Genomic DNA, 22,762 nt, shown 5'->3' with positions numbered 1-22,762 from the left:
CGGACCGTCACCGGCTACGGCATCCGGAAGCCGACCTGACGGCGTCGTGGATGAGTTCGGCGACCGTCGTCGGCTGGGAGACAGCCACGGCATGGGAGGCGTCGGGCAGTTCGAGGACGGTGGAGCCGGCGCGACTCGCCGTGAACCGCTGGACCGGCGGGGGCAGTGCCTGGTCGGCGCCGGTCACCAGGGCCCACGACGGCTTGGTGCGCCAGGCCGCCGCCGTGGGCGTATCGGTGAGCACCCGCTCGGCGACGGGGCGTTGGATCGCGGCGAGCACCTGCGCGACCTCCCGGTCGAGGTCCGCGGCGACGAGCGGCTGGAAGCACTCCCTGGGCACGGTGAGCTCCGTCGCCCGGCCGGCGTCGGTCGTGGTGAGCGCGGTGCGCCGCAGTTGCGCGAGGACCGGCGAGGGGGTGAAGCGGCCCGCGAGCGCGTCGTAGCTCTCGCCCACGTCGGGGAGGTAGGCGGCCACGTACACCAGCGCGACGACGCTGGGGTCGGTTCCGGCCTCCGTGATCACGGCGCCGCCGTAGGAGTGGCCGACCAGGACGACGGGACCGTCGATGTCGGCGAGGACGGAGGCCAGGTAGGCGGCGTCGTGGGCGAGTCCGCGCAGCGGGTTCGCGGCGGCGAGGACGGTCAGGCCGCGCCGGTGGAGTTCGGCGATGACACCGAACCAGGTGGTGGCGTCGGAGCAGCCGTCGTGGACGAGCACGACGGTGGGTTTGGTGGAGTGCATGAGTGCCTTCCGGATCAGGAGGCCGGGTGGCGGCCGTCGGTCTCTGCGGCGTAGGCCTGCCACTGCCGGGGGGAGACCCCGTAGGCCTCGCGGAACGTCCGGCTGAAGTGGGAGTGGCTGACGAAGCCCCACCGGTGCGCGACGGCGGAGACGCTGCTCTGTCGGCGGGACGGGCGCTCCAGCTCCCGGCGGCAGGCGTCGAGGCGCCGCTGCCGTACCCACTGGCCCACGGTCGTCCCGTCCTGCTGGAAGAGCTTGTGCAGGTAGCGCACCGAGATGTGCTGCGACCGGGCGATCGACTCGGGCGAGAGGTCCGGGTCGGCGAGGTTCTCCTCGATGTGGGCGCGGATCCGGGCGAGGATCTCGGCCGCGCCGGTCGGGTGCTCCGGGTTCTCCCGTTCGAGCAGGTCGGTCACCAGGATGGCGACGATGTCGGAGACGCTGCGCGCGAGGTGGTTGCCCGGCCGGGCGCGGTGGGCGCGGGCCTGGGTGGCGAGGGTCCGCAGGAACTGGGAGGCGAGCGAGCCGATGCCCTCGACTCCCCGGGCCATCAGACCGCCCGTGCGCCGGACGTCGCTGGGCCGGACGCCCAGGTAGAAGCAGGGGACACGGAACCGGACCATCCGGCATTCGGCGTCCTGCAGCAGGCCGGCCGGGTGCGGGGTGGTGCCGATCAGCAGGTCCCCGGGGGCCAGGACGGTGCTGACGCCGTGGCGGCGGACCGAGGCCGCGCCGTGGACGTGCAGGGCGACGTAGAGGCAGTCCTCGGGGTCGGCGCCCGGCGGTGGGGAGAGGATGTCGATGCAGCCGTTGCCGCCGCCGTGGGCGGCCTGGTCAGGCTGGTGGACTTGGGCTTCGGGCGCGGGGGTTTCGGGCATGGGTGAGGGACCCGACGGGATCACGGGAGGCTCCGACCGGTTCTTGTGGTGCTGTACGGGTGCTGGGAAGGGTGTTTCACCGCTCGGCGGTCGGTGGTGGTACCTCCGGCGGCGGGGCGTTCAGGAGAGGAACCTCTCGACGACGGCGTTGAACTCTTCGGGGTTCTCCAGGAACGGGAAGTGCGAGCTCGCGACGTCCGCCGGGAACACGTGGAGGCGGGCAGCGGGGATCCGCTCGGCGAGGTAGCGCTGGGAGGCGGGGTCCACGTGGCTTCCCTCGCAGCCGAGGACCAGGGTCGGTACGTCGATGCGGTCGAGGGTGTCGCGCCAGTCCTGGGCGCAGTGGTCGAAGAGCAGCGGGACGCCCGCGTACGCCGGGGTGGAGCGGATCTCCTCGGTCACGAAGGCGAGCAGCTCGGGGTCGGTGTCGCCGCTGAACATCGAGCGGACGAAGTCCTCGCGGACCTTCGCACCGTCGGGCCCGGCGAGGGCGGCGCCCAGCTCCAGGAGCCCGGCCATGTCGAAGATGGCGCCGGATTCGCGCTGTTCGGCCGCCGCCATCCAGGGCACGGCCGCCACGGCGGCCGGCTGGTCGACCACGACGAACCGGCGGATGCGGCCGGTGCCGTGCTGGTCGATGAAGCTCCACCACACCGAGGCGCCCATCGACCAGCCCAGCGCGTCGAAGGTGTCCAGGCCCAGGTGGTCGACCAGGTCGAGGACGTCGCGGGCCAGACGGGCGATGCGGTAGCCGTGGCGCGGCTTGCCGGAGCGGCCGTGGCCCCGGAAGTCCACCGTCACGAGGCGTCGGCCCGGTGCCGGCGCCTCGAACTGGTGGCGGAACATCTCCTGCGTCTGTCCCCAGCCGTGGAGCATGACCAGCGGGACCCCGTCGCCGCCGCTGTCGCGGTAGGCCAGGCGCACACCGTCGTTCGTGATCAGTTCATGCATGGTGCTCGTTCATGTCCGTTCGGGAAGTCCGGAACCCGCAGGTCTCCGGGGATGAGCGGCAGCTCGTAGGGAGGATTCTCGCGGCGCGTCCCGCTCGTTGACCACCGACCGACGTAGGGATTGCCTGACGGAGCTTCATCGCTCTGTAGCAACGAGGCGCTTCGACGCAGCCAACGGCGCGCTCCGACGATGCCGCAGGTCAGGCCGACCTCTGCGGGGGCACCTGCAGCAGGTCCCACACCCGCAGCCCCAGGTGCAGGACGAGGCGGTGCGCGCCGTTGTCCAGGTCCAGGCCCGTGATCTCCTGGATCTGCCGCAGGCGGTAGTACAGCGAGGTGCGGTGGACTTCCAGGGCCTCCGCCGTCTTGGGCACCGAGCCCGCGTTCTCCAGGAAGCAGCGCAGGGTCTCCTCCAGGCGGGAGCTGCCACCGCCGTCCAGCAGCCGCCGCAGCGGCTTCGGCACGAGGGTGCCGTCGAGCGCGCCGGCGGGCAGTTGGAGGAGGACGGCGTACTCCCCGAGCCGCTCCCAGTCGCCGACGCCCCGCAGCCGCGGCAGCCGATGGGCCGCGCGGGCGGCCACCCGGGCCTGGTCGTGGGAGATCCACGCGCCGGCCAGCTCGGTCTGGCGGCCGCCCACGCCCACCACCGTGACCGAGCCCGGGTCCAGGAAGGTCTCCAGGGAGCGGACGACGCCGCGGCACTGCACCTCCAGGTCGTCCTCCGCCGGTTCCCGTTCGAAGACCTGCACCAGGACCGCCCGGTCCTGCTCCACCGCCCACAGGCCACGGGCCGTACGGGTCCGCCGGAACGGCTCCAGCGCGGCGCGCAGCGCCACCGAGACCTGACCGGAAGGCCCCCGCTGCCCGGAGGCGGCCACGCTGGTCACCACGACGTGGGGGCCCGCCGGGAGGAGGCCGTCGTCGACCAGGCGCTGGTGCGCGGCGCAGCGCAGCGCCGAGTCCGGGCCGACCAGCTGGTTGACCAGCCGGCGGGTCTGCTCCTCGTCGACGTCCGAGGCCAGGCGCTCGGCGTACATCTCGGTTGCCACGGCGCGGGCGGCCCGGTCGATGGCCGCGGTGTCGGCCGCCGTGAGCGGTTCCCCCGTCGCCACGACCATGAGGATGCCCAGCAGGTGGCCCCGCTCGCGGATCGGGACGCAGTAGCGCGGCTGCAGCCCCAGGTCGTCGCGGCCCGGCAGGACTCCCGGGACCCTCCACTCGGCGACCCCCTGCGACAGCACGTAGCGGATGGCCTCGTCGTCCGCGATGCCCTGCAGCAGCGTCCGTACCCGCACCCGGTCCTCGTCACCGAAGTGCCGGCTGGTGCAGATCATCCGCACCAGCGGGTCGTCGAGGACGACCGAACGCCCCAGCTCCTCGGCCAGAGCGTCCACCAGCGCCTGGAGCGCCTCGCCTCCCGAACGCGCGCGCTGAATCAACCTCGTCATGATCAAAAACCTCCCGGCGCCCTTCATACAAGGAGCGAACCGAGAGGGACAAACCTTCGACAGACCGAGGACTCCCCGACCCCGCCCGGCCCGGACACCACTGCGCCCGGGCGGCACCCCCTCCCGGCAGAGCCCGGTACGCGACGCCCCAGGAACCCCGGTGCCACGCGAACAGTCCTTCACTCCAGCGGAGTTGGGCCATCGGTCAGCACGCTCACCCCGGCCGGGGCAGACCCCTGAACACGCCGGCCCCCGACCACCGGGCAGCACGGACCCGGCAGGAGGAAGCCCCCGCCCCCGCCCGCACGTCGACCGAACGGTGCACGGACCGTCACGTCGCGGTACACCGCCGGAACATCTCCGCCGACACCGCCTTCCTAGCCTGGAGAGCGACCCGCCTCCCCCTGTTCCCGGCAGCTCCCAGGGCCCGAGGCTCGAGCATCACGCCGCCGTCGGCACCGACCCAGGAGAATCCATGCCCGCGCCCCACCCGCTGCCCAGTCCCCAGCCCCGGCCGGAGGCCACCAGCACCGACATCGTCCTCGACGCCCGACTCGTCCTCGGCGAACACGAGTCCGTCGGCATCCCGGTGCGCTTCGGCTACCGCGGCGACGACCCGTTCGCCGTCGCCCTCGAATTCCTCGGCCCCGCGGCCGAGGCGGGCACCTGGCAGTTCTCCCGCGACCTCCTGTGGGAAGGCCTGCAGAAGCCCTCCGGCCTCGGCGACGTCCGCATCTGGCCGCCCTGCCCCTGCCACGGCCGCACCGCCCTGCGCATCATGCTCCAGGGCTCCGACGGAACCGTCCTCATCGACCTGCCGGCCCGCCAACTACGGCGCTGGCTCCGCCGGGAGAGCTTCCCCCTGGTCCCGCCGGGCACGGAAGGAACCCTGATCGACTGGGCCACCGAACTGCCCGGCCTGGCCGGCTGAGCGCCTCTGCCGCCATCAGCTCCTCGGTCCGTCACGCGGCGGCAGGACCACCGTGGCGATCGTCTGCGGGGGGGATGTGCAGAGCGGGGACGCCGGGTAGCAGCGCCACCGCGACGCCCGCCAGGACGAGCAGTGAGGGCGCCGGCACGCGCAGCCGCCGGGTGAATGCGGCCACGGTCGTGGCGAGAACCACCAGGACGAGAACGATCCCCACAACGTGCATCGGCGGAAGGACCCCGTCGCGACAGTCGGGGTCACCGCCGCCGATCGCCGCAGTCGTCCCCCGCGCCGACCAGGCTTCCCGACACACCTACGGCCACCTTGTCGGAGCATCAGCGGGGGATGGCCGGCCAGTGCGCCGCCGCATCGCGAACGCGGCCGCACACGTCAGGGCGCCGTCAAACAGGGTGCTTCCGGACCCCCGTCCGGCGAGTCGGGCGCCTCGTTCGGCTAGCGTGGACACCTTCCCGCCGCGTTCCCTCCCCCGCCGCGCCCGACCCCGTCCGATCTCGCCCCGACGCAAGGAGCCTGCCCACCGTGTCCGACAGCTTCGCCCACCTGCACGTCCACACCGAGTACTCGATGCTCGACGGGGCCGCGAAGAACGGGAAGCTGTTCGCCGAGGCGGAGAGACAGGGCATGCCCGCCATCGCGATGAGCGACCACGGCAACATGTTCGGCGCGTACGAGTTCTTCCACGCCGCCGCGAAGACCGGCGTGAAGCCGATCATCGGCATCGAGGCGTACGTCGCGCCCGGCTCGCGCTTCCTGAAGAAGCAGGTGTTCTGGTCCCCCGGCGGCCAGCGGCCGAGCGGCGCCGACGGCGAGGGCGGCAAGGACGTCTCCGGCGGCGGCCGGTACACCCACATGACGATGTGGGCGCAGAACGCCACCGGCCTGCGGAACCTCTTCAAGCTCTCCTCGCTCGCGTCGATGGAGGGCTACTACATGAAGCCCCGGATGGACCGCGAGCTGATCGCCGCGAACGCGCAAGGCATCATCGCGACCACCGGCTGCCCCTCGGGCGAGGTGCAGACCCGGCTGCGGCTCGGCCAGTACGAGGAGGCGGTCAAGGCCGCCGGCGCGTACCAGGACATCTTCGGGAAGGAGAACTACTTCCTGGAGCTGATGGACCACGGCCTGGACATCGAACGGCAGGTCCGCGACGACCTGCTGCGGCTCGCCAAGCAGCTGGACATCCCCCTGCTGGCCACCAACGACTCGCACTACGTGACCGCCGACCAGGCGGACGCCCACGACAGCCTGCTGTGCGTCGGCGTGGGCAAGAACAAGGACGATCCGAACCGCTTCAAGTTCCAGGGCACCGGCTACTACGTCAAGACCGCCGAGGAGATGCGGGAGCTGTTCCGCGAGCTGCCCGAGGCCTGTGACAACACCCTGGCGATCGCCGAGCGGATCGAGTCGTACGAGGAGGTGTTCACCTACGTCGACCGGATGCCGCAGTTCGACGTCCCCGAGGGCGAGACCCAGGCGTCGTTCCTGCGGCAGAAGATCGCCGCCGGCCTGCAGCACCGCTACGGCGACAGCCCGAGCCAGGAGGTGCTGGACCGGATCGAGCTGGAGATGGGCGTGATCACCCCGATGGGGTTCGACGCCTACTTCCTCGTGGTCGCCGACATCTGCCAGTACGGGCGGGACAACGGCATCCCGGTCGGCCCGGGCCGCGGTTCGGCGGCCGGCTCGATGGTCGCCTACCTGACCGGCATCACCCAGCTGGATCCGCTGGAGCACGACCTGCTGTTCGAGCGCTTCCTCAATCCCGAGCGCATCAACCCCCCGGACGTCGACATCGACTTCGACGACCGCCAGCGCGACCAGATGGTGCGCTACGTCACCGAGAAGTACGGCGCCGCCTACACGGCCCAGGTGAACACCTTCGGCACGATCAAGGCCAAGGCCGCCGTCAAGGACGCCAACCGCATCCTCGGCTACCCGTTCTCCATGGGCGACCGGATCACCAAGGCGATGCCGCCGGACGTGATGGGCAAGGGCGTCCCGCTGGCCGACCTGTTCGACGCGAACCACTCCCGCTACAACGAGGGCGCCGAGATCCGGGGGCTCTACGAGAACGAGCCGGACGTCCGCAAGATCATCGACACCGGGCGGGGCATCGAGGGCCTGATCCGCGGCACCGGCGTGCACGCCGCAGCCGTCATCCTCTCCTCCACCCCGCTGCTCGACCTGATCCCGCTGCACATGCGGGACAAGGACGGCGTGATCATCACCGGCTTCGACTACCCGTCGTGCGAAGCCATGGGCCTGATCAAGATGGACTTCCTGGGCCTGCGGAACCTGGGGATCATCGACCACTGCATCAAGATCGTCAAAGCCAACCGGGGCATCGACGTCGACATCGAGAACATCCCGCTCGACGACCCCACCACCTACCAACTCCTCGCCCGCGGCGACACCCTGGGCGTCTTCCAGCTCGACGGCGGGCCCATGCGCGCCCTGCTGCGGCTGATGAAGCCCACCGAGTTCGCCGACATCTCCGCCGTCTCCGCGCTCTACCGGCCCGGCCCGATGGGCATGAACTCCCACACCAACTACGCCCTGCGCAAGAACGGCCAGCAGGAGATCATCCCGATCCACCCCGAGCTGGAAGCCCCGCTCGCCGACGTCCTCGGCCCGACCTACGGCCTGATCGTCTACCAGGAGCAGGTCCAGCGAGCCGCGCAGGTGCTCGCCGGCTACTCGCTCGGCCAGGCCGACCTGCTCCGCAGGGCCATGGGCAAGAAGAAGAAGGAGGTCCTGGAGAAGGAGTTCATCCCCTTCCAGGCCGGCTGCCACGAACGCGGCTACTCCGACGAGGCCATCAAGGCCGTCTGGGACGTCCTGGTCCCGTTCGCCGGCTACGCGTTCAACAAGTCGCACTCCGCCGCCTACGGCCTGGTCTCCTACCAGACCGCCTACCTCAAGGCGAACTACCCGGCCGAGTACATGGCCGCACTGCTCACCTCGGTGGCCGACGACAAGGACAAGATGGCGGTCTACCTGGCCGAGTGCCGGCAGATGGGCATCCGCATCCTCTCCCCCGACGTCAACGAGTCCGTCGTCGACTTCACCGCCGTCGGCAGCGACGTCCGCTTCGGCCTCAAGGCCGTGCGCAACGTCGGCGTGCCCGTCATCGAATCCCTGGTGCGCACCCGCGAGGAGCAGGGCAAGTACACCTCGTTCGCCGACTTCCTCGACAAGGTCGAGCTGGTGGTGTGCAACAAGCGCACCGTCGACTCGCTCGTCAAGGCGGGCGCCTTCGACTCCCTCGGCCACACCCGCCTCTCCCTCAGCACCGTGCACGAGAGCGCGATCGACGCCGTGACGGGCGTCAAGAAGCAACAGGCGATCGGCCAGGACGACCTCTTCGGCTCCCTCGAGACCGGGTCCGACACCCCCGCGATCGGTCTCGACTTCCAGCTCACCGACCGCGAATGGCCGCGCCGCCAACTCCTCTCCCTGGAACGGGAGATGCTCGGCCTCTACGTCTCCAGCCACCCGCTGGACGGCGCCGAGCACATCCTCTCGCGCAACCGCGACACCTCGATCGCCGAACTCCTCGGCTCCGGCCGCTCCGAGGGAGAGATCCGCCTGGCCGGCCTGATCACCGCCGTCGACCGACGGATCAACAAGGCCGGCAACGCCTGGGCGATCATCACCCTCGCCGACCGCGACGGCTCGGTCGAGGTGCTGTTCTTCCCCGCCACCTACAACCTCATGTCCGCCCAGATGATCGAGGACAACGTCATCTCCGTCCGCGGGCGGCTCAACGAACGCGACGGCTCACTGAGCATCTTCGGCCAGGAGATCACCACCCTGGACATGTCCTCCGCCGAACTCGGCACCAAGCCGCCCGTCCAGATCAGCATCCCCGCCGCCCGGATCACCCCGGAGAAGGTGGCCGAACTCAAGCTCGCCCTCCAGGCGCACCCCGGAGACGTGCCGGTCCGCCTACTGACCACCAACTGGGACAAGGACACCCTCTACGAGCTGGGCTTCCTGGTGAACCCCGACAACGGCCTCGCCTCCGACGTGAAGACCCTGCTCGGCACCAACGCCTGGTCCGGAACGGCATAGCGGCAGCCCGCCCACCCCAGCACGTTTCCCCAGGTCAGCGCTGCCGCCCCCGGGCCGTGGGGCTGATCAGCTCCCGAACCGCGAGGCAGGGCACCCGCTGAGCAGGCCGATGGCGTGACCGTCGTGGTCCACCACCGGCCAGGTGTCCAGGCCGCGGGAGCGCATAGCGGCGGCCGCGGTGGCGGCGGGCATGCCGATGGTGGCGAACGGGGCTCGGTCGAGGGCCACGTCGCGTACCGGGGTGCGCTCGGTGTACCAGGATCGGGCCTGGAACGGCGCCAGGTGCAGGCGGGTCAGCAGCCCGGCGCAGCGGCCGTCCTCGTCGCGGACCAGGAGGTGGTCCGCGCCGGAGCTCTGCAGGATGTCCATCGCGGCGTCGACCATGACATCGTCGCTGATCTGCAGCTCGGGGTGTTGCATGAGATCGCCGACCGTCGCGGTGGTCGGCGGGCTTTGGATCGTGGTGGTCAAGGGCTGACTCCTTCGTGTTTCTCCCGCCGAGTCCGGCGGTGATGATCAGGGCACTGGTGGCGGACGGGCCGACAGGCTCCGCGGAGCGGGCCGTGGCGCTGCTGAAGGATTCCGCGTGCGGTCGTCGTGGGAATCCGGTGTCGCCGGCCCGGCGATCTGTGCGGGCCAGGTCCGTGTCGGGAGCCGGGTCCGGCGGTGCTACGCGGCGAGGGAGCGACTGGAGCGGTTCATCTGAGAACCGTGCGGCATGTCATCTACGGTCGGCGCCCACCGCGGAGGGCGGGAGCGGAGAACCTCGAACCGTGAGCTGTCACGGCAGGGCGCCGATCCGGACGCGGCGCTGTGCGTCTCGCGTGGGGATGGTCGCCGGTGGCGGAGCCAGGAGCCTGAACGGCCGGGGATGCGTGTGGCGCAATGCCGAGGGGCCCGCACCGGGCATGTGTGCGCGGTGCGGGCCCCTCGCTGCTTGGCGGGTGCCGTGGCAGAAATTACAGCGGACGAATGTTCTCCGCCTGCGGGCCCTTCTGGCCCTGCGTGACGTCGAACTCGACCTTCTGGCCCTCGAGCAGCTCACGGAAGCCGTTGGCGTTGATGTTCGAGTAGTGGGCGAAGACGTCGGGGCCGCCACCCTCCTGCTCGATGAAGCCGAAGCCCTTTTCCGCGTTGAACCACTTCACGGTGCCATTAGCCATTAAAAATTCTCCTTCAGAGGCTGTCCGAAGCACGCACAGTGCGGACTTCGAGTCGCCGCGATGAGCACCCACCCGGGGAAGAGCCGGGAAACAAAAATGCGCCTGCAAAACATCAGCAGGCGCACACAAAGTTCATGGGAACCACTACTGCAACTAAGACGACAGTAGCAGGCCGCGGCCCGCCGCGGTGGGATATTTCCGCCCCCAGTTCCGCGGCAGCGCACCCCAGAGCTGCCGTCCCAGAGCCGACGGGTCCGCCAAGTCGCTTGGACAGCAGGCTGGTTGGCCGAGTGGATCACTCCGCCCGGGCGGCCGCCCCGCGGCGCGATGACCGCAGGTGCGCAGTGTCCGTCGTCACGGTGCAGCCGCCAGGGGGACGGATCGCGCCTACCGGCGCCACCGAGGGGCCGACTCGCACGAGCGCACGCGTCATTCCGGGTCCCCCCGGGAATCGACGGCGCGAGAAGGTCCGACCTTGCGCTTTCCGGCGCATACTGGAGCTGATGACCAAATTCGCAGCAGTCCCCCGCCACCTGCCCACCAGCCCCTTCAAGGCCCGGGTGGAGGCCCCGCGCAAGCACTTCGCCGTCGGCGACCGGGTCACTCATGACCAGTACGGCCTCGGCCGGGCCATCGGCGTCGAAGGCGACAGCGACATCGCGGTACTCGTCGACTTCGGGACACGGCAGGAACGCATCACCCAGCCGTACACCGCGATGCACAAACTCTGACCCCGGGCGCCGCCGGTCCCGGCCGGCCGATCGTCCCGCGCAGCTCACCGACAGAGCGCGTCGGGCTCCCACCTCATCGCGCCCTGCGTGGCGGCCCCGCCCAGAGGGAAGGACCGCGGCACGCGGCGTAGAGGTCGCGGGCCGGCAGTCCGGTTCTCCTCAGGTGCGGTCGCGTTCTCCTCAGGTGCGGTCGCGCCGGAGTTCGGCGTTGATGCGCAGGGCCTCTTCGAGTTGGTCCTCGAGGATGATGATGCGGCAGGCGGCGTCGAGTGGGGTGCCCTGGTCGACGATTTCGCGGGCGCGGGCGGCGATACGCAGTTGGTAGCGGGAGTAGCGGCGGTGACCGCCGGCTGATCGCTGGGGGGTGATGAGTTTGGCCTCGTCGAGGCTGCGCAGGAAGCCCGGCGTGGTGCCCAGGATCTCTGCGGCCCGGCCCATGGTGTAGGCGGGGTAGTCGTCGTCGTCGAACTTGGTCTCTGCGCTCATGTGGTCCGCCGGGTCGTGGTCGGTGGCGAGGGTGGTCTGTTCCACCGGCACCTTCTTTCTCGGGAAACGGGTCGAGGGCCCCGGCGCTGTTGTGCGCCGGGGCCCAGGGATATGTGGATTCACTGCACCATCTACTGCACTACTGCTGCCGGCTGATTCGCCGGCCTGCGGTGTCCGCACTGCCCCGGGGAGGGACAGGATGCGGGGATCGCGTATGCGTGACCGAGGACCACCTCTTCCATGACGTTCCATGACGATGGCTGCTGCGGTGACCGCCCGGCTGGTACTGCGTGCCGTGGCGGGCGATCCGACGGGGTGAACCCTTCCCTTCTCCTCTGGTGTGCATCGTGCGTACTGCGGTAATGCGGTATTGCGAACTGCTGGCAACACCCGTCCTGCTGGTACTGCGTGGTGCGGACTTCAGATACTGCAGGCACTGCGAACTGCCGGGTACTGCCGGTACTGCGTCCTGCGCGTGCGCGACCGCCACCGCCTGGGGCCCCATGTACAACCGGGCCCGAGACGCCTGACAGGTCACCCGTCTTCCGTCGGGAAACCCTTCTGCCATGACCGGGCCCCGCGTACCGACGACCTGCACGCCTCCTGCATCTCTGCTGTTACCGCCAACTGCGGTACTGCCCAGGCAGTTCGTGTCTGCCTGCCCTGCGGTCCTGCTCTTCCAACACCAGGAACACTACACAGACCGTGGGGCAATGTCTACTCTCGCCACCGGAGGTTTCCGTGGTTGGACGCCGGACCTTATCGGCGTGACCTCTCCGGCCCGGCGCATGTGCCGGGATGCGGGGCCAGGGCGTCGCGCAGGGCGTAGAGGTCGGCGACGGTGGCTTGTTCGGCCAGGCGCGCCAGCAGCCGGCGCAGGACCCTCTCGTCGCCGTCGCGGACCGCCTCCACGATTCCGCTGAGCACGGAGCGGTCGGTGATCGGGGCGGGCTGCTGCATCTCCACTCTCCTTCGCGCCCCGGCGGGGGGCGGTGCGTATGCCGTGTCTGCGCCCTGGGGCGCCCTGGTCGGGGCGGGAGAATATCCGCTGGGCAGCGGCCAGGGCCTGCGGGGGCCTGCGCGGCGGTGTCGTTCAGCGGGGGGCGAGTGCGGTGAGCGCGGTGGCCAGGACGTCGTGGACGGCGGGCGCGGCCGAGCTGGAGGCGAGCAGGAAGCCGAAGACGACGGCGACGCAGGCCGTGAACCCGGTCGCCTCGCGCCGACGCACCAGCACGAGAAGGACCGCGCCGAAGAACACCACGGCCGACACGTTGAGGACCACGGTCACCCCTTCCCGATCGGGCGGGTCGCGCCCGAACCGCGCCCGATACCTTTTCCGGCCATCCCATATTTTTCCATGCAGCGATCACAGATAGTGGAATTTTCGTGATCCGTCGTGCCCGGCGGCGTCATGGGCCGGCGGCGGGTCGGGGGTGTCCGTGCGAGCAGCTTCCGGCGGGCACTATCCTCTGGTTCATGTCGAACCCTGATGGGCTGCTCGTCGACATCGCCACGATGGTGGAGTCCGAGCGCAGTAACCAGATGCCTTTGACCGTGGTCGTCCCGGGGGCGGTCATCACCGGCCGGCTGGCGCCGGAGAGCCTGTGGAACGAGCGGGTGGCCGAAGTCCTCGCCGCCTCCGACCACCTGAAGCCCTTCGCCGCGCTGTTCACGGCGCGCGTCACCGGCGACGGCGGAGCGGGCGGCGACGACGCGGCGGCGGCGCCCGTCGTGAGGCCGACGCATCTGCATCTGCATGTCGCCCGCATCCTGCAGGGCAGCTACGGTCTGCCCCACACCGGAGGCATGTACCGGATCGCCATCGCCGAGATCAGCAGCTGGACGGTGGGAGACCTCAGCTACTCCGACCAGTGAGGCCCGTCCGGGGCGGGTTCGCCGGTGCCGCGGCCCGGCGGCCATGAGGGTCGGCACCCCCACCTGGTCGCTGCCGTCCAGCAGAGGCAGGCACACCCGTACGCCGTCGGTCCGGGCGACCCCGACCGCACTGGCGCGCAGGAAGGGCGTGCCGGCGGGGGAGCCGTCGATCGGCTCGGGCTCGCCGGCGGTCAGCCGCCCGCCGGGCAGCAGCAATGGCGGGCGGCCTCGGGCGCGAAGCGCCGCCGACGGGCTCAGCCGCAGGAACGGCCCGGCCGCTGCCGGCGGCCGACGGGGCGGCCTCGCCGGTCTGGGCGGTGATCCCGCGGGGGCGGGAGGCCGAGGCGATGGGGACGGCGAGGGTCAGGACACCGCCCTGAAGGTGAGCTGCGGCGCGGCCCGGCTCGGGGGGTGTCAGCCAGCCGGATCCGGCGCTCGAACACCCCGTGGACCCGCTCGGCGAGCCGGGTGCGCACTCCCCCGCCAGCGGGGCGAAACGGCGTTCGGCCTTCACGGTGACGATCCGGCCCAGCGCTTCGACCTCGCTCGCCTCCGGCGCGATTCCGGGCAGGTCGAGCGCGATCACGAAACCCTCGTCCGCGCGCCCGGCATCCGTCGGGATCGCCGTCGGCCTCGACCGGAGCCCGGGGGGGCACCTGGCAGGTCACCGCAGTGCGCACGGACATCGCCTGACACCTCCGGTCCGGAAGGTCTTCGGGTGGTTCGCACCGGTGCGGCGCGACACCAGCCGTTGTAATATGTCATCCATCCGATGACAACGGCATGGTCAGCGAAAGAATGACGACATGGATGTGCAGGACACCGGCGCGGCCGGGGTGGGGCCGGCCTCGTTCCTGGCCGCCGCCGCCGCGCTGGGCATGATGGACGCCGCCGCCCGCACCGCCCGCCACGCCCCTCCGGACCACGCAGGCCAGAACGACCCGGGCCAGGCCCTGGCCGCGCTCTTGATGCTGCGCCACCTTCGTGAGGAACTCGTCGGCTGGGAAAGCGGCCTGATCGAGACCGCCCGCGATGCGGGAGCCACCTGGGCCGATCTCGCCGAACCGCTGGGCGTCCAGAGCCGCCAGGCGGCCGAGCGCCGCTACCTGCGCCTGCGTCCCAACGCTGAGGCCGGCACCGGGGCGGGCAGCACCGGCGAGCAGCGCGTCCAGGCCACGCGGGCTCAGCGCGCCGCCGACCGCGCGGTGACCACCTGGGCCCGTGACAACGCCGCCGACCTGCGCCGCCTCGCCGGTCAGATCGGTGCCCTGGACGACCTGAGCACCCAAGCGGCCCCCGCCATGGAACGCCTCCTCGACGCGCTCGGCCACCACGACCCCGCCCGCCTGCTCGCTCCGCTCGCCGAAACCCGGCCCCTCCTGGAGGCGGGCCATCCGAAGCTCGCCGACCGCCTCGATCAGGTCACCGCCCGGACCGACCAGCTGCGCGCCGACAGTGACCGGCACCGCCGCACGCCCCCAGCCGGACCGTGACCACCCCGGCGACGATCGCATGCCGGGCGACCCGACCGAACCCTTTCCACCGCTCGAAGGAGACACCTCTCGTGGCCAGCCCGACCCAGACGCTGGAGTTCCAGGCCGAGACCCGCCAGCTGCTGCAGCTGGTGATCCACTCGATCTACTCGAACAAGGACATCTTCTTGCGCGAGCTGATCTCCAACGCCTCCGACGCCCTCGACAAGCTCCGCCTGGAGTCCCTCACCGACACCGACCTCGACGTCGACACCTCCGACCCGCACATCACGCTGGACGTCGACAAGCAGGCCCGCACCCTGACGGTGCGGGACAACGGCATCGGCATGACCCGCGAGGACGTCGTCGACCTGATCGGCACCATCGCCAAGTCCGGCACCGCCGGCCTGCTGGCCAAGATCAAGGAAGCCAAGGACGCGGAGGCGGCGCAGAGCCTGATCGGGCAGTTCGGCGTCGGCTTCTACTCGGCGTTCATGGTCGCCGACAAGGTCACCATCCACACGCGCCGGGCCGGCACCGAGCAGGGCACCGTGTGGGAGTCCGACGGTGAGGGCACGTACACGATCGCGGAGGCCGAGGGTCTGCCGGTGGGTACGTCGGTCACGCTGCACCTCAAGCCGGAGGACGGTGAGGACGGGCTCGGCGACTACCTGGCCGCGTGGAAGATCCGGCAGATCGTCAAGCAGTACTCGGACTTCATCCGCTGGCCCATTCGCATGGCCACCGAACCCGCCGACACCAAGTCCGCCACCCAGTCCGCCACCGAGGACGGCATCGAGTCCGCCGCCGGGGACGGGGCCGCGCGCGAGTCGGAGACGCTGAACTCGATGAAGGCGCTGTGGGCCCGCCCGCGAAGCGAGGTGAGCGAGGCCGAGTACAACGAGTTCTACCAGCAGATCAGCCACGACTGGCAGGCCCCGGCCGAGACCATCCACATGCGCGCGGAGGGCACCTTCGAGTACGAGGCGCTGCTGTTCATCCCCACCCACGCCCCGTTCGACCTGTTCTCCCGCGACACCAGGCGGGGCGTGCAGCTGTACGTCAAGCGCGTCTTCATCATGGACGACTGCGACGCGCTGATGCCGAACTACCTGCGGTTCGTCAAGGGCGTCGTCGACGCCCACGACCTGTCGCTGAACGTCTCCCGGGAGATCCTGCAGCACGACCGCCAGATCACCGTCGTGCGTCGGCGCCTCGTCAAGAAGGTCCTCGCCGCCCTCAAGAACATGCAGGCCACGAACACCGAGGCCTACCTCAAGCTGTGGGAGCAGTTCGGCCGTGTCCTCAAGGAAGGCCTGGTCGAGGACCGCGACAACACCGACGCACTGCTCGAGCTGGTCAGCGCCGCCTCCACCCACGATGCGGAGAAGCAGACCACGCTGCGTGAGTACATCGCGCGGATGAAGGACGGCCAGGACACCATCTACTACCTGACCGGCGAGAACCGCGCGACGGTGGAGAACTCCCCGCACATGGAGGCCTTCACCGCCAAGGGCTACGAGGTCCTGATCCTCACCGACCCCGTCGACGAGGTCTGGATCGACCAGATCCCCGCCTTCGACGGCCACCGCTTCCAGTCCATCGCCAAGGGCCAGGTCGACCTCGACGACGACGGTGACGGTGACGGTGACGGTGACGGCAGTGACGAGGCGAAGGCCGAGAAGGCCCAGCGCGAACAGGACTTCGCCGCCCTGATCTCCTGGCTCCAGACCGTCCTGGCCGAGCACGTCAAGCAGGTCCGCCTCTCCACCCGGCTCACCACCTCCGCGGCGTGCCTGGTCGGCGATGCCCACGACCTGACTCCCACCCTGGAGAAGATGTACCGGGCGATGGGCCAGGAACTCCCGCAGGTCAAGCGCATCCTCGAACTCAACCCCGCTCACCCCCTCATCACCGCCCTGCGTCAGGCGCACGAGAAGGACGCCACGGGCCCGGTACTCGCGGACACCGCCGAACTCGTCTACGGCAGTGCCCTGCTCGCCGAGGGCGGCGACCTGCCCGACCCGGCCCGCTTCACCCGCCTCCTGACCGACCGCCTCGCCAACACCCTGTAGCCCGCGCCGGGGTGCGGCCCGCCCGGCGTCCCAGCCGGCCCGGCTGCACCCCGCACCGCTCGGCGCCACCTCCGCCCAGCCACCACGCACCGCCGGGGCCAGGTCCACGAGCCGTACCCGGCCCCGGCGGAACGCCTGGGCCGCGCCGGGCCCGGCATCCACCCCCCTCCGGTACCGCCGCGGTCACCCACTCCGGCAGTCGGAAACGGAAGCCGGCCCCGGTCGACGCCTCTCCGACCGATCAAGGAAACCGAAGCGTGTACGAGTACACCGACCGCAGGAACCGCACCCTGTCCGAGCGCGTCAACGCCGTCGCCGAGCGCCGCCCGGAGCAGGGCACCGAGCAGGACAGGGCCGCCGCGACCGCCCTGCTCGCCGACATGCTCCGCGCCGCCGCCCAGCACGGCGTCACCCTCGACACCTTCGACTGGGTGGCCGACCTGCCCGGCAACTGCTACGCCGCCGTCGTCTCTCCTCTGCACACACGCACCGCCCGGTGGGTCGCCGCCAGCTGAAGCTCGAGACCGTCGGGGCGGTGCGCGCCGCCGGTGACAGCCGTGTCAGGCGCTTGATCGGCCTGTTCACGCACGTCACCGATCCGGACGGGGCCGCCGGCGCTGCGCACGGCGCTCGCCGCGGACGTGGTCGTCAGCGCCGCGAATCCATCAGTCACCCTCCCGACGACCTGCCGCTTGTCGTCGTTACGACGACCTGCTACAACGGTGAAGAGGTCAGGCGCACTGGCAGCACGTGTCTGGAGCGACCGGAGGTGTTCCGTGATGGTGATGCGCACCGATCCCTTCCCTGAACCGGACCGCCTCGCCCAGCAGTTTCTCGGGACTGCCGGAATGTCGACATCGCCACCGGTCCGACGCTGCGCGAGCGCATCGACGCAGCCCTCGAGCGGGCCCCACGGGCGGTGGTCGACGTGTCACGTGTCGATTTCATGGACCGCGCCGGCCTCGGCGCCCTGGTCGCCGCCGCCAACCGGGCGGAGCGGGCAGGCCGCATCCTCCCACTGCACGTCTCCGGTGGGCGGGTGAAGCGGCTGCTGCGCCTGACCGGCCCGCACCGGCGCCTGCCCGTCGAACCCTGACCTGGCGAATCCCGGCCCGGCGAACCCGGGCGGAGCGAAGGGACGAAAAAGCGATGACTCTGCGCTGGGAAGCATTCCTCGAGACCGTCCAGGACCGCGGGGAGTACGGCACCCCGCAGGAGGCCGAACGGGCGGCCCGCGTCGTGCTGGCCCTGCTCGGCGCCCACCTGCTCGGCGATGTGCGGGCCCATCTCGCGGCCCGGCTGCCCGAGACTCTCGCCCTGGTCCTGCTCAACCCGCTGCAAGCCGCCGAGCCGCTCACTCCCGAGCGGTTCGTACGCGCCACCGCCGCGTGGATCGAGGGCGCCACCGAGACCACCGCCCTGTGGGACGTCGGCGCGGTCCTGTCCACCGCCGCCGACGCGGTCGGCGAGGACCTCATGGGCCGCGTCCTGCTCCAACTGCCGCCCGGCTACGACCTCCTGTTCGGCCGCCCGCAGCCCGGCCGACGCCCGTGAACCACCCGGCCACCCTGCGAGGTCACGCCCGCAGACGCCTGGGGAGGACGGCCGTAGGGCGGACGCTCGGGGGTACGGGGGGGGTACGTCCGTGCACCGGCCTTCTGGCTGCGGCCGAGCACGTCCACGGTCCAACAAGCCTGGCCCCTCATCGGTCACCGCCGGCTGCCCCTACGGCCGGCCAGGCACAGGATGACGCGCGACTCGGGGGCGTGGGCCGGGCGGCAGATCCATCAGGCGGCGGCGAGGACGGCGCGCGCACGGTCGGGGAGGGCGGCGGCGAGGTCGCAGCGTTCGTCGCCGGTGAGCTGGGAGCCGAGGACGGTGAGGACCGCGTCCAGGACGCGCTCCGCCTTCTGGTCGGTGTCGTAGCGGCCGAGGTCGCGGACCTGCTGCACGAGGTGGTGCCACGTCATGACGGATCAGGGCCTTTCCGGGTCACGGGGCCGGCTGGTGCGGCGTACGGGGTGTCCGGCGGGCAGCCGCTGGCCCGTCGCGGCGGTCTCGACCTGGGCGGGCGCGTGCTGCGGGGCTCGGCGCGGAACGGGGTGGGCTGTCCCGCGCGGCCGGGGGGAAGCCGCGCGGGACAGCCCCGCTTCCGGGGAGGGGTGAGGGGGTCAGGCCTGGATCTGCTTGCGGTCGCCGCCGTGGCTGATCGCGATCTTGCGGGGCTTGGCCTTCTCCGCGACCGGGATCTTCAGGGTCAGCACGCCGGAATCGTAGTCGGCGCTGATCCCCTCGGGATCCAGGGTGTCGGACAGCATGACCTGGCGGGAGAACACGCCGAGCGGGCGCTCGGACAGCTCCCACTTGACGTCCTCGCCCTCGCGGCGAGGACGTCGTTCGGCCTTGACGGTCAGCATGTTCCGCTCGACGTCGATGTCGATCGCCTGCGGGTCCACCCCGGGCAGATCGAAGCAGATGACGTACTCGTCGCCGGTGCGGTACGCGTCCAGCGGCATCGGGGTGGGGCGGGACCACGTACCGGTCGTGCTGAGGAATTGCTGGGCCAGGCGGTCCAGCTCGCGGAACGGGTCGGTGCGCATCAGCATCGCGAAACACCTCCAGTAGGGATCAAAGGGGGCCAGTGCGCTTCACCTGATTCCGTTCTAGCATGTCATCCATCCGATGACAAATACGCGAGTCACCAAAGGAGTGACGCCATGCGCGAGAGCCCCGCCCCACCCGCCGCACACAACCGCCGCAGCAGGCCCTGACGGCGGTTGTCGCGAACCACTGCGGCGAGGTATACGGACTACTGGGGGCCGCAGCGCTTTCCCAGGGAGCCCGGCGGCACCGCCCCCGACCGAGCCCGCCGATGAGGTGATGGCAGATGATCACGGAACTGGCCCTGGAACGCGTGGAATTCACCCGCAGGCACTGCCGGCACCTGTGGAGCGTCGACTACGACGTCCGGCAGTACCGCGACGACGACGGGACGACGAGGGAGTACTTCTCCCGGGACGACACCGCCCCCGCCTCCCCCTGCGCCCCGTCCGCCGCCACGGCCCGCCCCGGGCGCGGGCGCTGCCGGGCGGGCCGCATCGCCGCCCGCCGCCCCACCGCGATCCCGCCCGGCACCCCGGCAACGCCGCGCCGGCACGTCACCGACAGCGTGGGCCACCGGCCCGGACGCCACGGCGCCCCCCGGCTCGGCGCTCGCGCCCACCCCCAGCCGCCGCGAACCGGCGGGCCCGACCGCTCACCTGCCGAGGAGGTGTGAGGCGATGGCCGTACTGACCGTCGACGGCCAGGACCTGGTCGTCGACCTCGCATGGTGGGAGCGCCTCGCCGCCGGCACCGGCCGGATACGCATCCCGCTGGCGGCGGTGGAGAGCGTGACGGCGACCCGGCAGCCGTGGCGGCTTCTGCGCGGCACCCGGGAGCGGGGCCTGCTCATCCCCGGCCGACTGTGCGCCGGCATCTGGCGCCACTCCCGCGGACGCGACCTCGTCGCCCTTCGCCCGTTCGGCGCGAGCGCGGTCGGCATCGACCTGCGCCCTCCCGCGCCCTACGCCCGCATCGCCGCCCACGCCACCCGGGCCCCGCAGACCGCGGCCGACCTGCGGACCGCGATTCGCCGCGCCACCGCCACCGCCACCCACCAGGCGCCCGCGCCCGAGGCCCCCGCCGCTCCACCGGCCCCACCCGGCAGGGCCGGTCGCCGACGCCGGCGCCGGCCGGGCCCGGTCGCGGCACACGCCTGACCTCGAACCCCGCGCACATCCGCCGAAGGAAGGCCGGCGATGACAACCGATCGCACCCCGCAGCAGATCGCGGTGGCCGCCGCCGACGAGATCCGCCGACTCAACGCACGCACCACCCGCACCGACGCGTACCCGTATCCCACCGACGTCCACCACACCGCCGGCGCCCTGGCAGGCCTGCTCGAACAGCTGCCCCGTACCCTGCACCAGCTCGCCGCCGGGCTGAACGCCATACCCACCGAGAACCTCGCGATCTACGACGATCCGCCCACCCCCGCCCGACGACGAGACGACGTCACCCACGAACTCGGCGCCACCATCGCCGCACTCCAGAACGCCGCCACCCACCTGCGCCGCGCCCAGCACGCCGCCGCCGACCTCGTCTACACCGGCCCCGTCGGGACCGGCCAGGCCTGAAGGTGCCCGACCCTGAACGAGCCCACGCGCGGTTCGCGCCTGCACGATCTCGTCACCGGATCGCCCGATGAAGTTCCACCACATACCACCGCTCTGCCGTTTCTTCCCAGCTCAGGCGCTTGATCGACCATCCGGGGTCAGCAAAAGGTCAGCAAGACGCCCGGGAGTCGACGACCATGGCCACCATCAACCTCGTCCGCGGCATGGGCAGCTTCTTCAAGGAGTGCGAGCACCCCGAGAGCCGGTGGCCGAGGTGCCCGCACGAGTACAAGGTCCGCTACCGCAACGCGGCCGGGCGGCAGACGGAGGGGTCGGGCTTCGCCACGCAGGACAAGGCGAAGGCTCGCCTCATCGAGGTGTACCAGGCCCGCAAGAGCGCCCCGCAGAGCCAGCGCAAGGCGGAACGGATCCAGAAGTACGGCCCGATGCAGTTCGAGCCGTACGTCGAGGAGTGGAAGGCCGGCCAGCGCCACCTCGGCGCCGCCTCCCTCCGCCACCTCGACTCGCTGCTGGAACACCACCTGTACCCCGCCTTCCGCAGCCGCCGGATGGGCACCTTCGACCACAAGGTCGTCGAGACCTTCATCCAGACCATGGAGCGCAACGGTGTCGGCCTCGCCACTCAGTTCAACGCCTTCGACAAGCTGAAGTCGGTCCTCCTCGACGCCCACCGCCTCGGCCTCTACGACGAGAACCCGTTCGACGGCGTCAAGCCGCCCCAGTACGACCCGAAGCGCGCCGTCATCCCCTCCCTCTCCCAACTCCAGGGGATACGCACCGCCGGCGACGATGCCTTCCGCGTCATTGCCGACCTGATGAGCGGCTGCGGTCTGCGCAACGGCGAGGCCACCGCGGTCAACATCAACAACATCGTCGCCGACGACGTCTACCGCGTCACCGAGCAGGTCAACCAGACCACCAAGGACTACGCCCCGCTCAAGCACCGCAAGGCGGGCGACTACCGCGACGTCCCGCTGCCGGCCCGGGTCAAGCTGACCGTCGAGTGGTACGCCGACAAGTACGGCACGGTCGACGGCTACCTCCTCCGCCACCCCCGGGACCTCAGCAAGCCCTTCCCGTACCACATCCTGAACAACCGCTGGCAGCGCCTCGTCAAGCAGGCCGACGACATCGACATCCCCGAGGGCATGACCCTCTACGGCCTCCGCCACTTCTTCGCCTCGAACTGCCTCACCCACAACATCCCGATCACCGACGTCGCCGAGTGGATGGGTCACAAGACCATCGACGTCACCTTCAAGATCTACCGCCACCTGATGCCCGGCTCGATCAGCCGTGCTGCCCAGTTCCTCGACCTCGGCCTCGCCGCCTGAACGAATGAGGAGGGCCTGCCCCCGGTTGGGGCGGGCCCTCCTCGTCTTCTGGTCGACGTCACACCGCTGACAGGCGCTGTTGCTTCACCCACGCCTGCACCTCGGACACCTTGAACTGCAGCTTCGCGTTGCGTCCCCGCCCGAACCTGTAGGGGACGAGGCCAACTTGAGGAGCTTCGCGGTACACCCACGGTACGGACATGTTCAGGTACTCCGCGGTCTCTTTGACGCTCATGAACTGCTCGGCCACGACTCTCCTCTGCGACGGCCGACGGCTACTGTTGCCGCGGGCAGTCCGGAGCGTCGCACGGAACAACGGCTCGGCCGCGCCGGGTTGTTGTGGTAACTCGTATCGCAGGCTTCCAGCGCCGGATTCGTTCCGCTTCGCTCCCGTGACAAGGGCCCGG

Annotated in this window: 26 protein-coding genes; 14 read left to right on the top strand and 12 right to left on the bottom strand. The window is 70.9% G+C overall.

Annotation, left to right across the window (positions count from 1 at the left end):
* Nucleotides 1-7: 7 nt before the first annotated feature.
* From ACZ51D_RS10990 to ACZ51D_RS10975, 4 genes are all read right to left on the bottom strand, one after another.
* Nucleotides 8-742, bottom strand: coding sequence for an alpha/beta fold hydrolase (locus ACZ51D_RS10990; RefSeq protein WP_465617256.1), 735 nt, complete (start codon nt 740-742; stop codon nt 8-10).
* Between the two features lie 14 nt (nt 743-756).
* On the bottom strand, nt 757-1,620 hold the full coding sequence (locus ACZ51D_RS10985) for a helix-turn-helix domain-containing protein (RefSeq protein WP_465661931.1): 864 nt from the start codon (nt 1,618-1,620) through the stop codon (nt 757-759).
* 120 nt (nt 1,621-1,740) lie between these two features.
* The gene (locus ACZ51D_RS10980; RefSeq protein ID WP_465617252.1) at nt 1,741-2,571 is read right to left on the bottom strand and encodes an alpha/beta fold hydrolase; all 831 of its coding nucleotides are present in this window, start codon (nt 2,569-2,571) and stop codon (nt 1,741-1,743) included.
* 199 nt (nt 2,572-2,770) lie between these two features.
* Nucleotides 2,771-4,018: a PucR family transcriptional regulator gene (locus ACZ51D_RS10975; RefSeq protein ID WP_465661929.1), complete on the bottom strand. Its 1,248-nt coding sequence runs from the start codon at nt 4,016-4,018 to the stop codon at nt 2,771-2,773.
* A 475-nt stretch (nt 4,019-4,493) separates the two neighbouring features.
* Between ACZ51D_RS10975 and ACZ51D_RS10970 the strand changes: the two genes are divergently transcribed.
* Nucleotides 4,494-4,949 carry an SsgA family sporulation/cell division regulator gene (locus ACZ51D_RS10970; protein ID WP_465617248.1) on the top strand — a complete coding sequence of 152 codons (456 nt, stop codon included), beginning with the start codon at nt 4,494-4,496 and terminating at the stop codon, nt 4,947-4,949.
* Between the two features lie 537 nt (nt 4,950-5,486).
* The gene (gene dnaE, locus ACZ51D_RS10965; protein ID WP_465617244.1) at nt 5,487-9,041 is read left to right on the top strand and encodes a DNA polymerase III subunit alpha; all 3,555 of its coding nucleotides are present in this window, start codon (nt 5,487-5,489) and stop codon (nt 9,039-9,041) included.
* Nucleotides 9,042-9,107: 66 nt separating this feature from the next.
* Here the strand turns inward: dnaE and ACZ51D_RS10960 are convergent, their stop codons facing one another.
* Both ACZ51D_RS10960 and ACZ51D_RS10955 read right to left on the bottom strand, forming a co-directional pair.
* Nucleotides 9,108-9,512 carry a CBS domain-containing protein gene (locus ACZ51D_RS10960; protein ID WP_465661927.1) on the bottom strand — a complete coding sequence of 135 codons (405 nt, stop codon included), beginning with the start codon at nt 9,510-9,512 and terminating at the stop codon, nt 9,108-9,110.
* Between the two features lie 488 nt (nt 9,513-10,000).
* Nucleotides 10,001-10,204 (bottom strand): cold-shock protein, encoded by a 204-nt coding sequence (locus ACZ51D_RS10955; RefSeq protein ID WP_030918248.1) that lies wholly within the window; start codon nt 10,202-10,204, stop codon nt 10,001-10,003.
* 503 nt (nt 10,205-10,707) lie between these two features.
* Between ACZ51D_RS10955 and ACZ51D_RS10950 the strand changes: the two genes are divergently transcribed.
* The gene (locus ACZ51D_RS10950; RefSeq protein WP_360492186.1) at nt 10,708-10,935 is read left to right on the top strand and encodes a hypothetical protein; all 228 of its coding nucleotides are present in this window, start codon (nt 10,708-10,710) and stop codon (nt 10,933-10,935) included.
* Nucleotides 10,936-11,115: 180 nt separating this feature from the next.
* On the opposite strand, the gene ACZ51D_RS10945 is transcribed toward ACZ51D_RS10950, so the two are convergent.
* The 3 genes from ACZ51D_RS10945 to ACZ51D_RS10935 form a co-directional block, all read right to left on the bottom strand.
* Nucleotides 11,116-11,421 carry a MerR family transcriptional regulator gene (locus tag ACZ51D_RS10945; RefSeq protein WP_329924752.1) on the bottom strand — a complete coding sequence of 102 codons (306 nt, stop codon included), beginning with the start codon at nt 11,419-11,421 and terminating at the stop codon, nt 11,116-11,118.
* A 759-nt stretch (nt 11,422-12,180) separates the two neighbouring features.
* Nucleotides 12,181-12,381, bottom strand: coding sequence for a hypothetical protein (locus ACZ51D_RS10940; RefSeq protein WP_360492189.1), 201 nt, complete (start codon nt 12,379-12,381; stop codon nt 12,181-12,183).
* A 133-nt stretch (nt 12,382-12,514) separates the two neighbouring features.
* Complete coding sequence (locus ACZ51D_RS10935; RefSeq protein ID WP_360492192.1) at nt 12,515-12,703, bottom strand: hypothetical protein; 189 nt, start codon at nt 12,701-12,703, stop codon at nt 12,515-12,517.
* Nucleotides 12,704-12,897: 194 nt separating this feature from the next.
* Between ACZ51D_RS10935 and ACZ51D_RS10930 the strand changes: the two genes are divergently transcribed.
* From ACZ51D_RS10930 to ACZ51D_RS10900, 7 genes are all read left to right on the top strand, one after another.
* Complete coding sequence (locus tag ACZ51D_RS10930) at nt 12,898-13,296, top strand: hypothetical protein (RefSeq protein WP_360492195.1); 399 nt, start codon at nt 12,898-12,900, stop codon at nt 13,294-13,296.
* 806 nt (nt 13,297-14,102) lie between these two features.
* A complete protein-coding gene (locus tag ACZ51D_RS10925) occupies nt 14,103-14,789 on the top strand; it encodes a type III effector protein (protein ID WP_465617239.1) in 687 nt (228 codons plus the stop codon).
* Between the two features lie 71 nt (nt 14,790-14,860).
* On the top strand, nt 14,861-16,843 hold the full coding sequence (gene htpG, locus ACZ51D_RS10920) for a molecular chaperone HtpG (protein ID WP_465661925.1): 1,983 nt from the start codon (nt 14,861-14,863) through the stop codon (nt 16,841-16,843).
* Between the two features lie 257 nt (nt 16,844-17,100).
* Nucleotides 17,101-17,358 carry a hypothetical protein gene (locus ACZ51D_RS10915; protein ID WP_465661923.1) on the top strand — a complete coding sequence of 86 codons (258 nt, stop codon included), beginning with the start codon at nt 17,101-17,103 and terminating at the stop codon, nt 17,356-17,358.
* On the top strand, nt 17,340-17,651 hold the full coding sequence (locus ACZ51D_RS10910; RefSeq protein WP_465661921.1) for a hypothetical protein: 312 nt from the start codon (nt 17,340-17,342) through the stop codon (nt 17,649-17,651). The genes ACZ51D_RS10915 and ACZ51D_RS10910 overlap by 19 nt, the downstream gene beginning before the upstream one ends.
* 48 nt (nt 17,652-17,699) lie before the next feature.
* The gene (locus ACZ51D_RS10905) at nt 17,700-17,939 is read left to right on the top strand and encodes an STAS domain-containing protein (RefSeq protein WP_465617427.1); all 240 of its coding nucleotides are present in this window, start codon (nt 17,700-17,702) and stop codon (nt 17,937-17,939) included.
* A gap of 53 nt (nt 17,940-17,992) precedes the next feature.
* Entirely contained in the window at nt 17,993-18,397 is a 405-nt protein-coding gene (locus ACZ51D_RS10900) for a DUF2267 domain-containing protein (RefSeq protein ID WP_465617231.1), read from the top strand.
* A 233-nt stretch (nt 18,398-18,630) separates the two neighbouring features.
* Here the strand turns inward: ACZ51D_RS10900 and ACZ51D_RS10895 are convergent, their stop codons facing one another.
* Nucleotides 18,631-18,813 carry a DUF2267 domain-containing protein gene (locus tag ACZ51D_RS10895; protein WP_465617229.1) on the bottom strand — a complete coding sequence of 61 codons (183 nt, stop codon included), beginning with the start codon at nt 18,811-18,813 and terminating at the stop codon, nt 18,631-18,633.
* A 201-nt stretch (nt 18,814-19,014) separates the two neighbouring features.
* Entirely contained in the window at nt 19,015-19,449 is a 435-nt protein-coding gene (locus tag ACZ51D_RS10890; RefSeq protein ID WP_465617227.1) for an Hsp20/alpha crystallin family protein, read from the bottom strand.
* 281 nt (nt 19,450-19,730) lie between these two features.
* On the opposite strand from ACZ51D_RS10890, the gene ACZ51D_RS10885 reads away from it, so the two are divergent.
* The 4 genes from ACZ51D_RS10885 to ACZ51D_RS10870 all read left to right on the top strand — a co-directional run bounded on the left by ACZ51D_RS10885 (nt 19,731) and on the right by ACZ51D_RS10870 (nt 22,355).
* A complete protein-coding gene (locus tag ACZ51D_RS10885; RefSeq protein ID WP_465661919.1) occupies nt 19,731-20,120 on the top strand; it encodes a hypothetical protein in 390 nt (129 codons plus the stop codon).
* Nucleotides 20,121-20,124: 4 nt separating this feature from the next.
* Nucleotides 20,125-20,604, top strand: coding sequence for a hypothetical protein (locus tag ACZ51D_RS10880; RefSeq protein WP_465661918.1), 480 nt, complete (start codon nt 20,125-20,127; stop codon nt 20,602-20,604).
* Nucleotides 20,605-20,643: 39 nt separating this feature from the next.
* The gene (locus ACZ51D_RS10875) at nt 20,644-21,021 is read left to right on the top strand and encodes a hypothetical protein (RefSeq protein ID WP_465617222.1); all 378 of its coding nucleotides are present in this window, start codon (nt 20,644-20,646) and stop codon (nt 21,019-21,021) included.
* 176 nt (nt 21,022-21,197) lie between these two features.
* Nucleotides 21,198-22,355: a tyrosine-type recombinase/integrase gene (locus ACZ51D_RS10870; protein WP_465661917.1), complete on the top strand. Its 1,158-nt coding sequence runs from the start codon at nt 21,198-21,200 to the stop codon at nt 22,353-22,355.
* 58 nt (nt 22,356-22,413) lie between these two features.
* On the opposite strand, the gene ACZ51D_RS10865 is transcribed toward ACZ51D_RS10870, so the two are convergent.
* A complete protein-coding gene (locus tag ACZ51D_RS10865; protein ID WP_465661915.1) occupies nt 22,414-22,605 on the bottom strand; it encodes a helix-turn-helix domain-containing protein in 192 nt (63 codons plus the stop codon).
* Nucleotides 22,606-22,762: the final 157 nt, after the last annotated feature.

Source organism: Kitasatospora sp. NPDC033851 (genome assembly GCF_055576085.1).
Note: the sequence above shows the minus strand (reverse complement) of the source record. Positions and strands in the feature narration are given on the sequence as shown.

Coding starts and splice junctions, on each gene's coding strand:
- ACZ51D_RS10990 (WP_465617256.1), bottom strand. CDS start 742: ATGCACTCCACCAAACCCACCGTCGTGCTCGTCCACGACGGCTGCTCC.
- ACZ51D_RS10985 (WP_465661931.1), bottom strand. CDS start 1,620: ATGCCCGAAACCCCCGCGCCCGAAGCCCAAGTCCACCAGCCTGACCAG.
- ACZ51D_RS10980 (WP_465617252.1), bottom strand. CDS start 2,571: ATGCATGAACTGATCACGAACGACGGTGTGCGCCTGGCCTACCGCGAC.
- ACZ51D_RS10975 (WP_465661929.1), bottom strand. CDS start 4,018: ATGACGAGGTTGATTCAGCGCGCGCGTTCGGGAGGCGAGGCGCTCCAG.
- ACZ51D_RS10970 (WP_465617248.1), top strand. CDS start 4,494: ATGCCCGCGCCCCACCCGCTGCCCAGTCCCCAGCCCCGGCCGGAGGCC.
- ACZ51D_RS10955 (WP_030918248.1), bottom strand. CDS start 10,204: ATGGCTAATGGCACCGTGAAGTGGTTCAACGCGGAAAAGGGCTTCGGC.
- ACZ51D_RS10950 (WP_360492186.1), top strand. CDS start 10,708: ATGACCAAATTCGCAGCAGTCCCCCGCCACCTGCCCACCAGCCCCTTC.
- ACZ51D_RS10945 (WP_329924752.1), bottom strand. CDS start 11,421: ATGAGCGCAGAGACCAAGTTCGACGACGACGACTACCCCGCCTACACC.
- ACZ51D_RS10940 (WP_360492189.1), bottom strand. CDS start 12,381: ATGCAGCAGCCCGCCCCGATCACCGACCGCTCCGTGCTCAGCGGAATC.
- ACZ51D_RS10930 (WP_360492195.1), top strand. CDS start 12,898: ATGTCGAACCCTGATGGGCTGCTCGTCGACATCGCCACGATGGTGGAG.
- ACZ51D_RS10925 (WP_465617239.1), top strand. CDS start 14,103: ATGGATGTGCAGGACACCGGCGCGGCCGGGGTGGGGCCGGCCTCGTTC.
- ACZ51D_RS10900 (WP_465617231.1), top strand. CDS start 17,993: ATGACTCTGCGCTGGGAAGCATTCCTCGAGACCGTCCAGGACCGCGGG.
- ACZ51D_RS10895 (WP_465617229.1), bottom strand. CDS start 18,813: ATGACGTGGCACCACCTCGTGCAGCAGGTCCGCGACCTCGGCCGCTAC.
- ACZ51D_RS10890 (WP_465617227.1), bottom strand. CDS start 19,449: ATGCTGATGCGCACCGACCCGTTCCGCGAGCTGGACCGCCTGGCCCAG.
- ACZ51D_RS10885 (WP_465661919.1), top strand. CDS start 19,731: ATGATCACGGAACTGGCCCTGGAACGCGTGGAATTCACCCGCAGGCAC.
- ACZ51D_RS10880 (WP_465661918.1), top strand. CDS start 20,125: ATGGCCGTACTGACCGTCGACGGCCAGGACCTGGTCGTCGACCTCGCA.
- ACZ51D_RS10875 (WP_465617222.1), top strand. CDS start 20,644: ATGACAACCGATCGCACCCCGCAGCAGATCGCGGTGGCCGCCGCCGAC.
- ACZ51D_RS10870 (WP_465661917.1), top strand. CDS start 21,198: ATGGCCACCATCAACCTCGTCCGCGGCATGGGCAGCTTCTTCAAGGAG.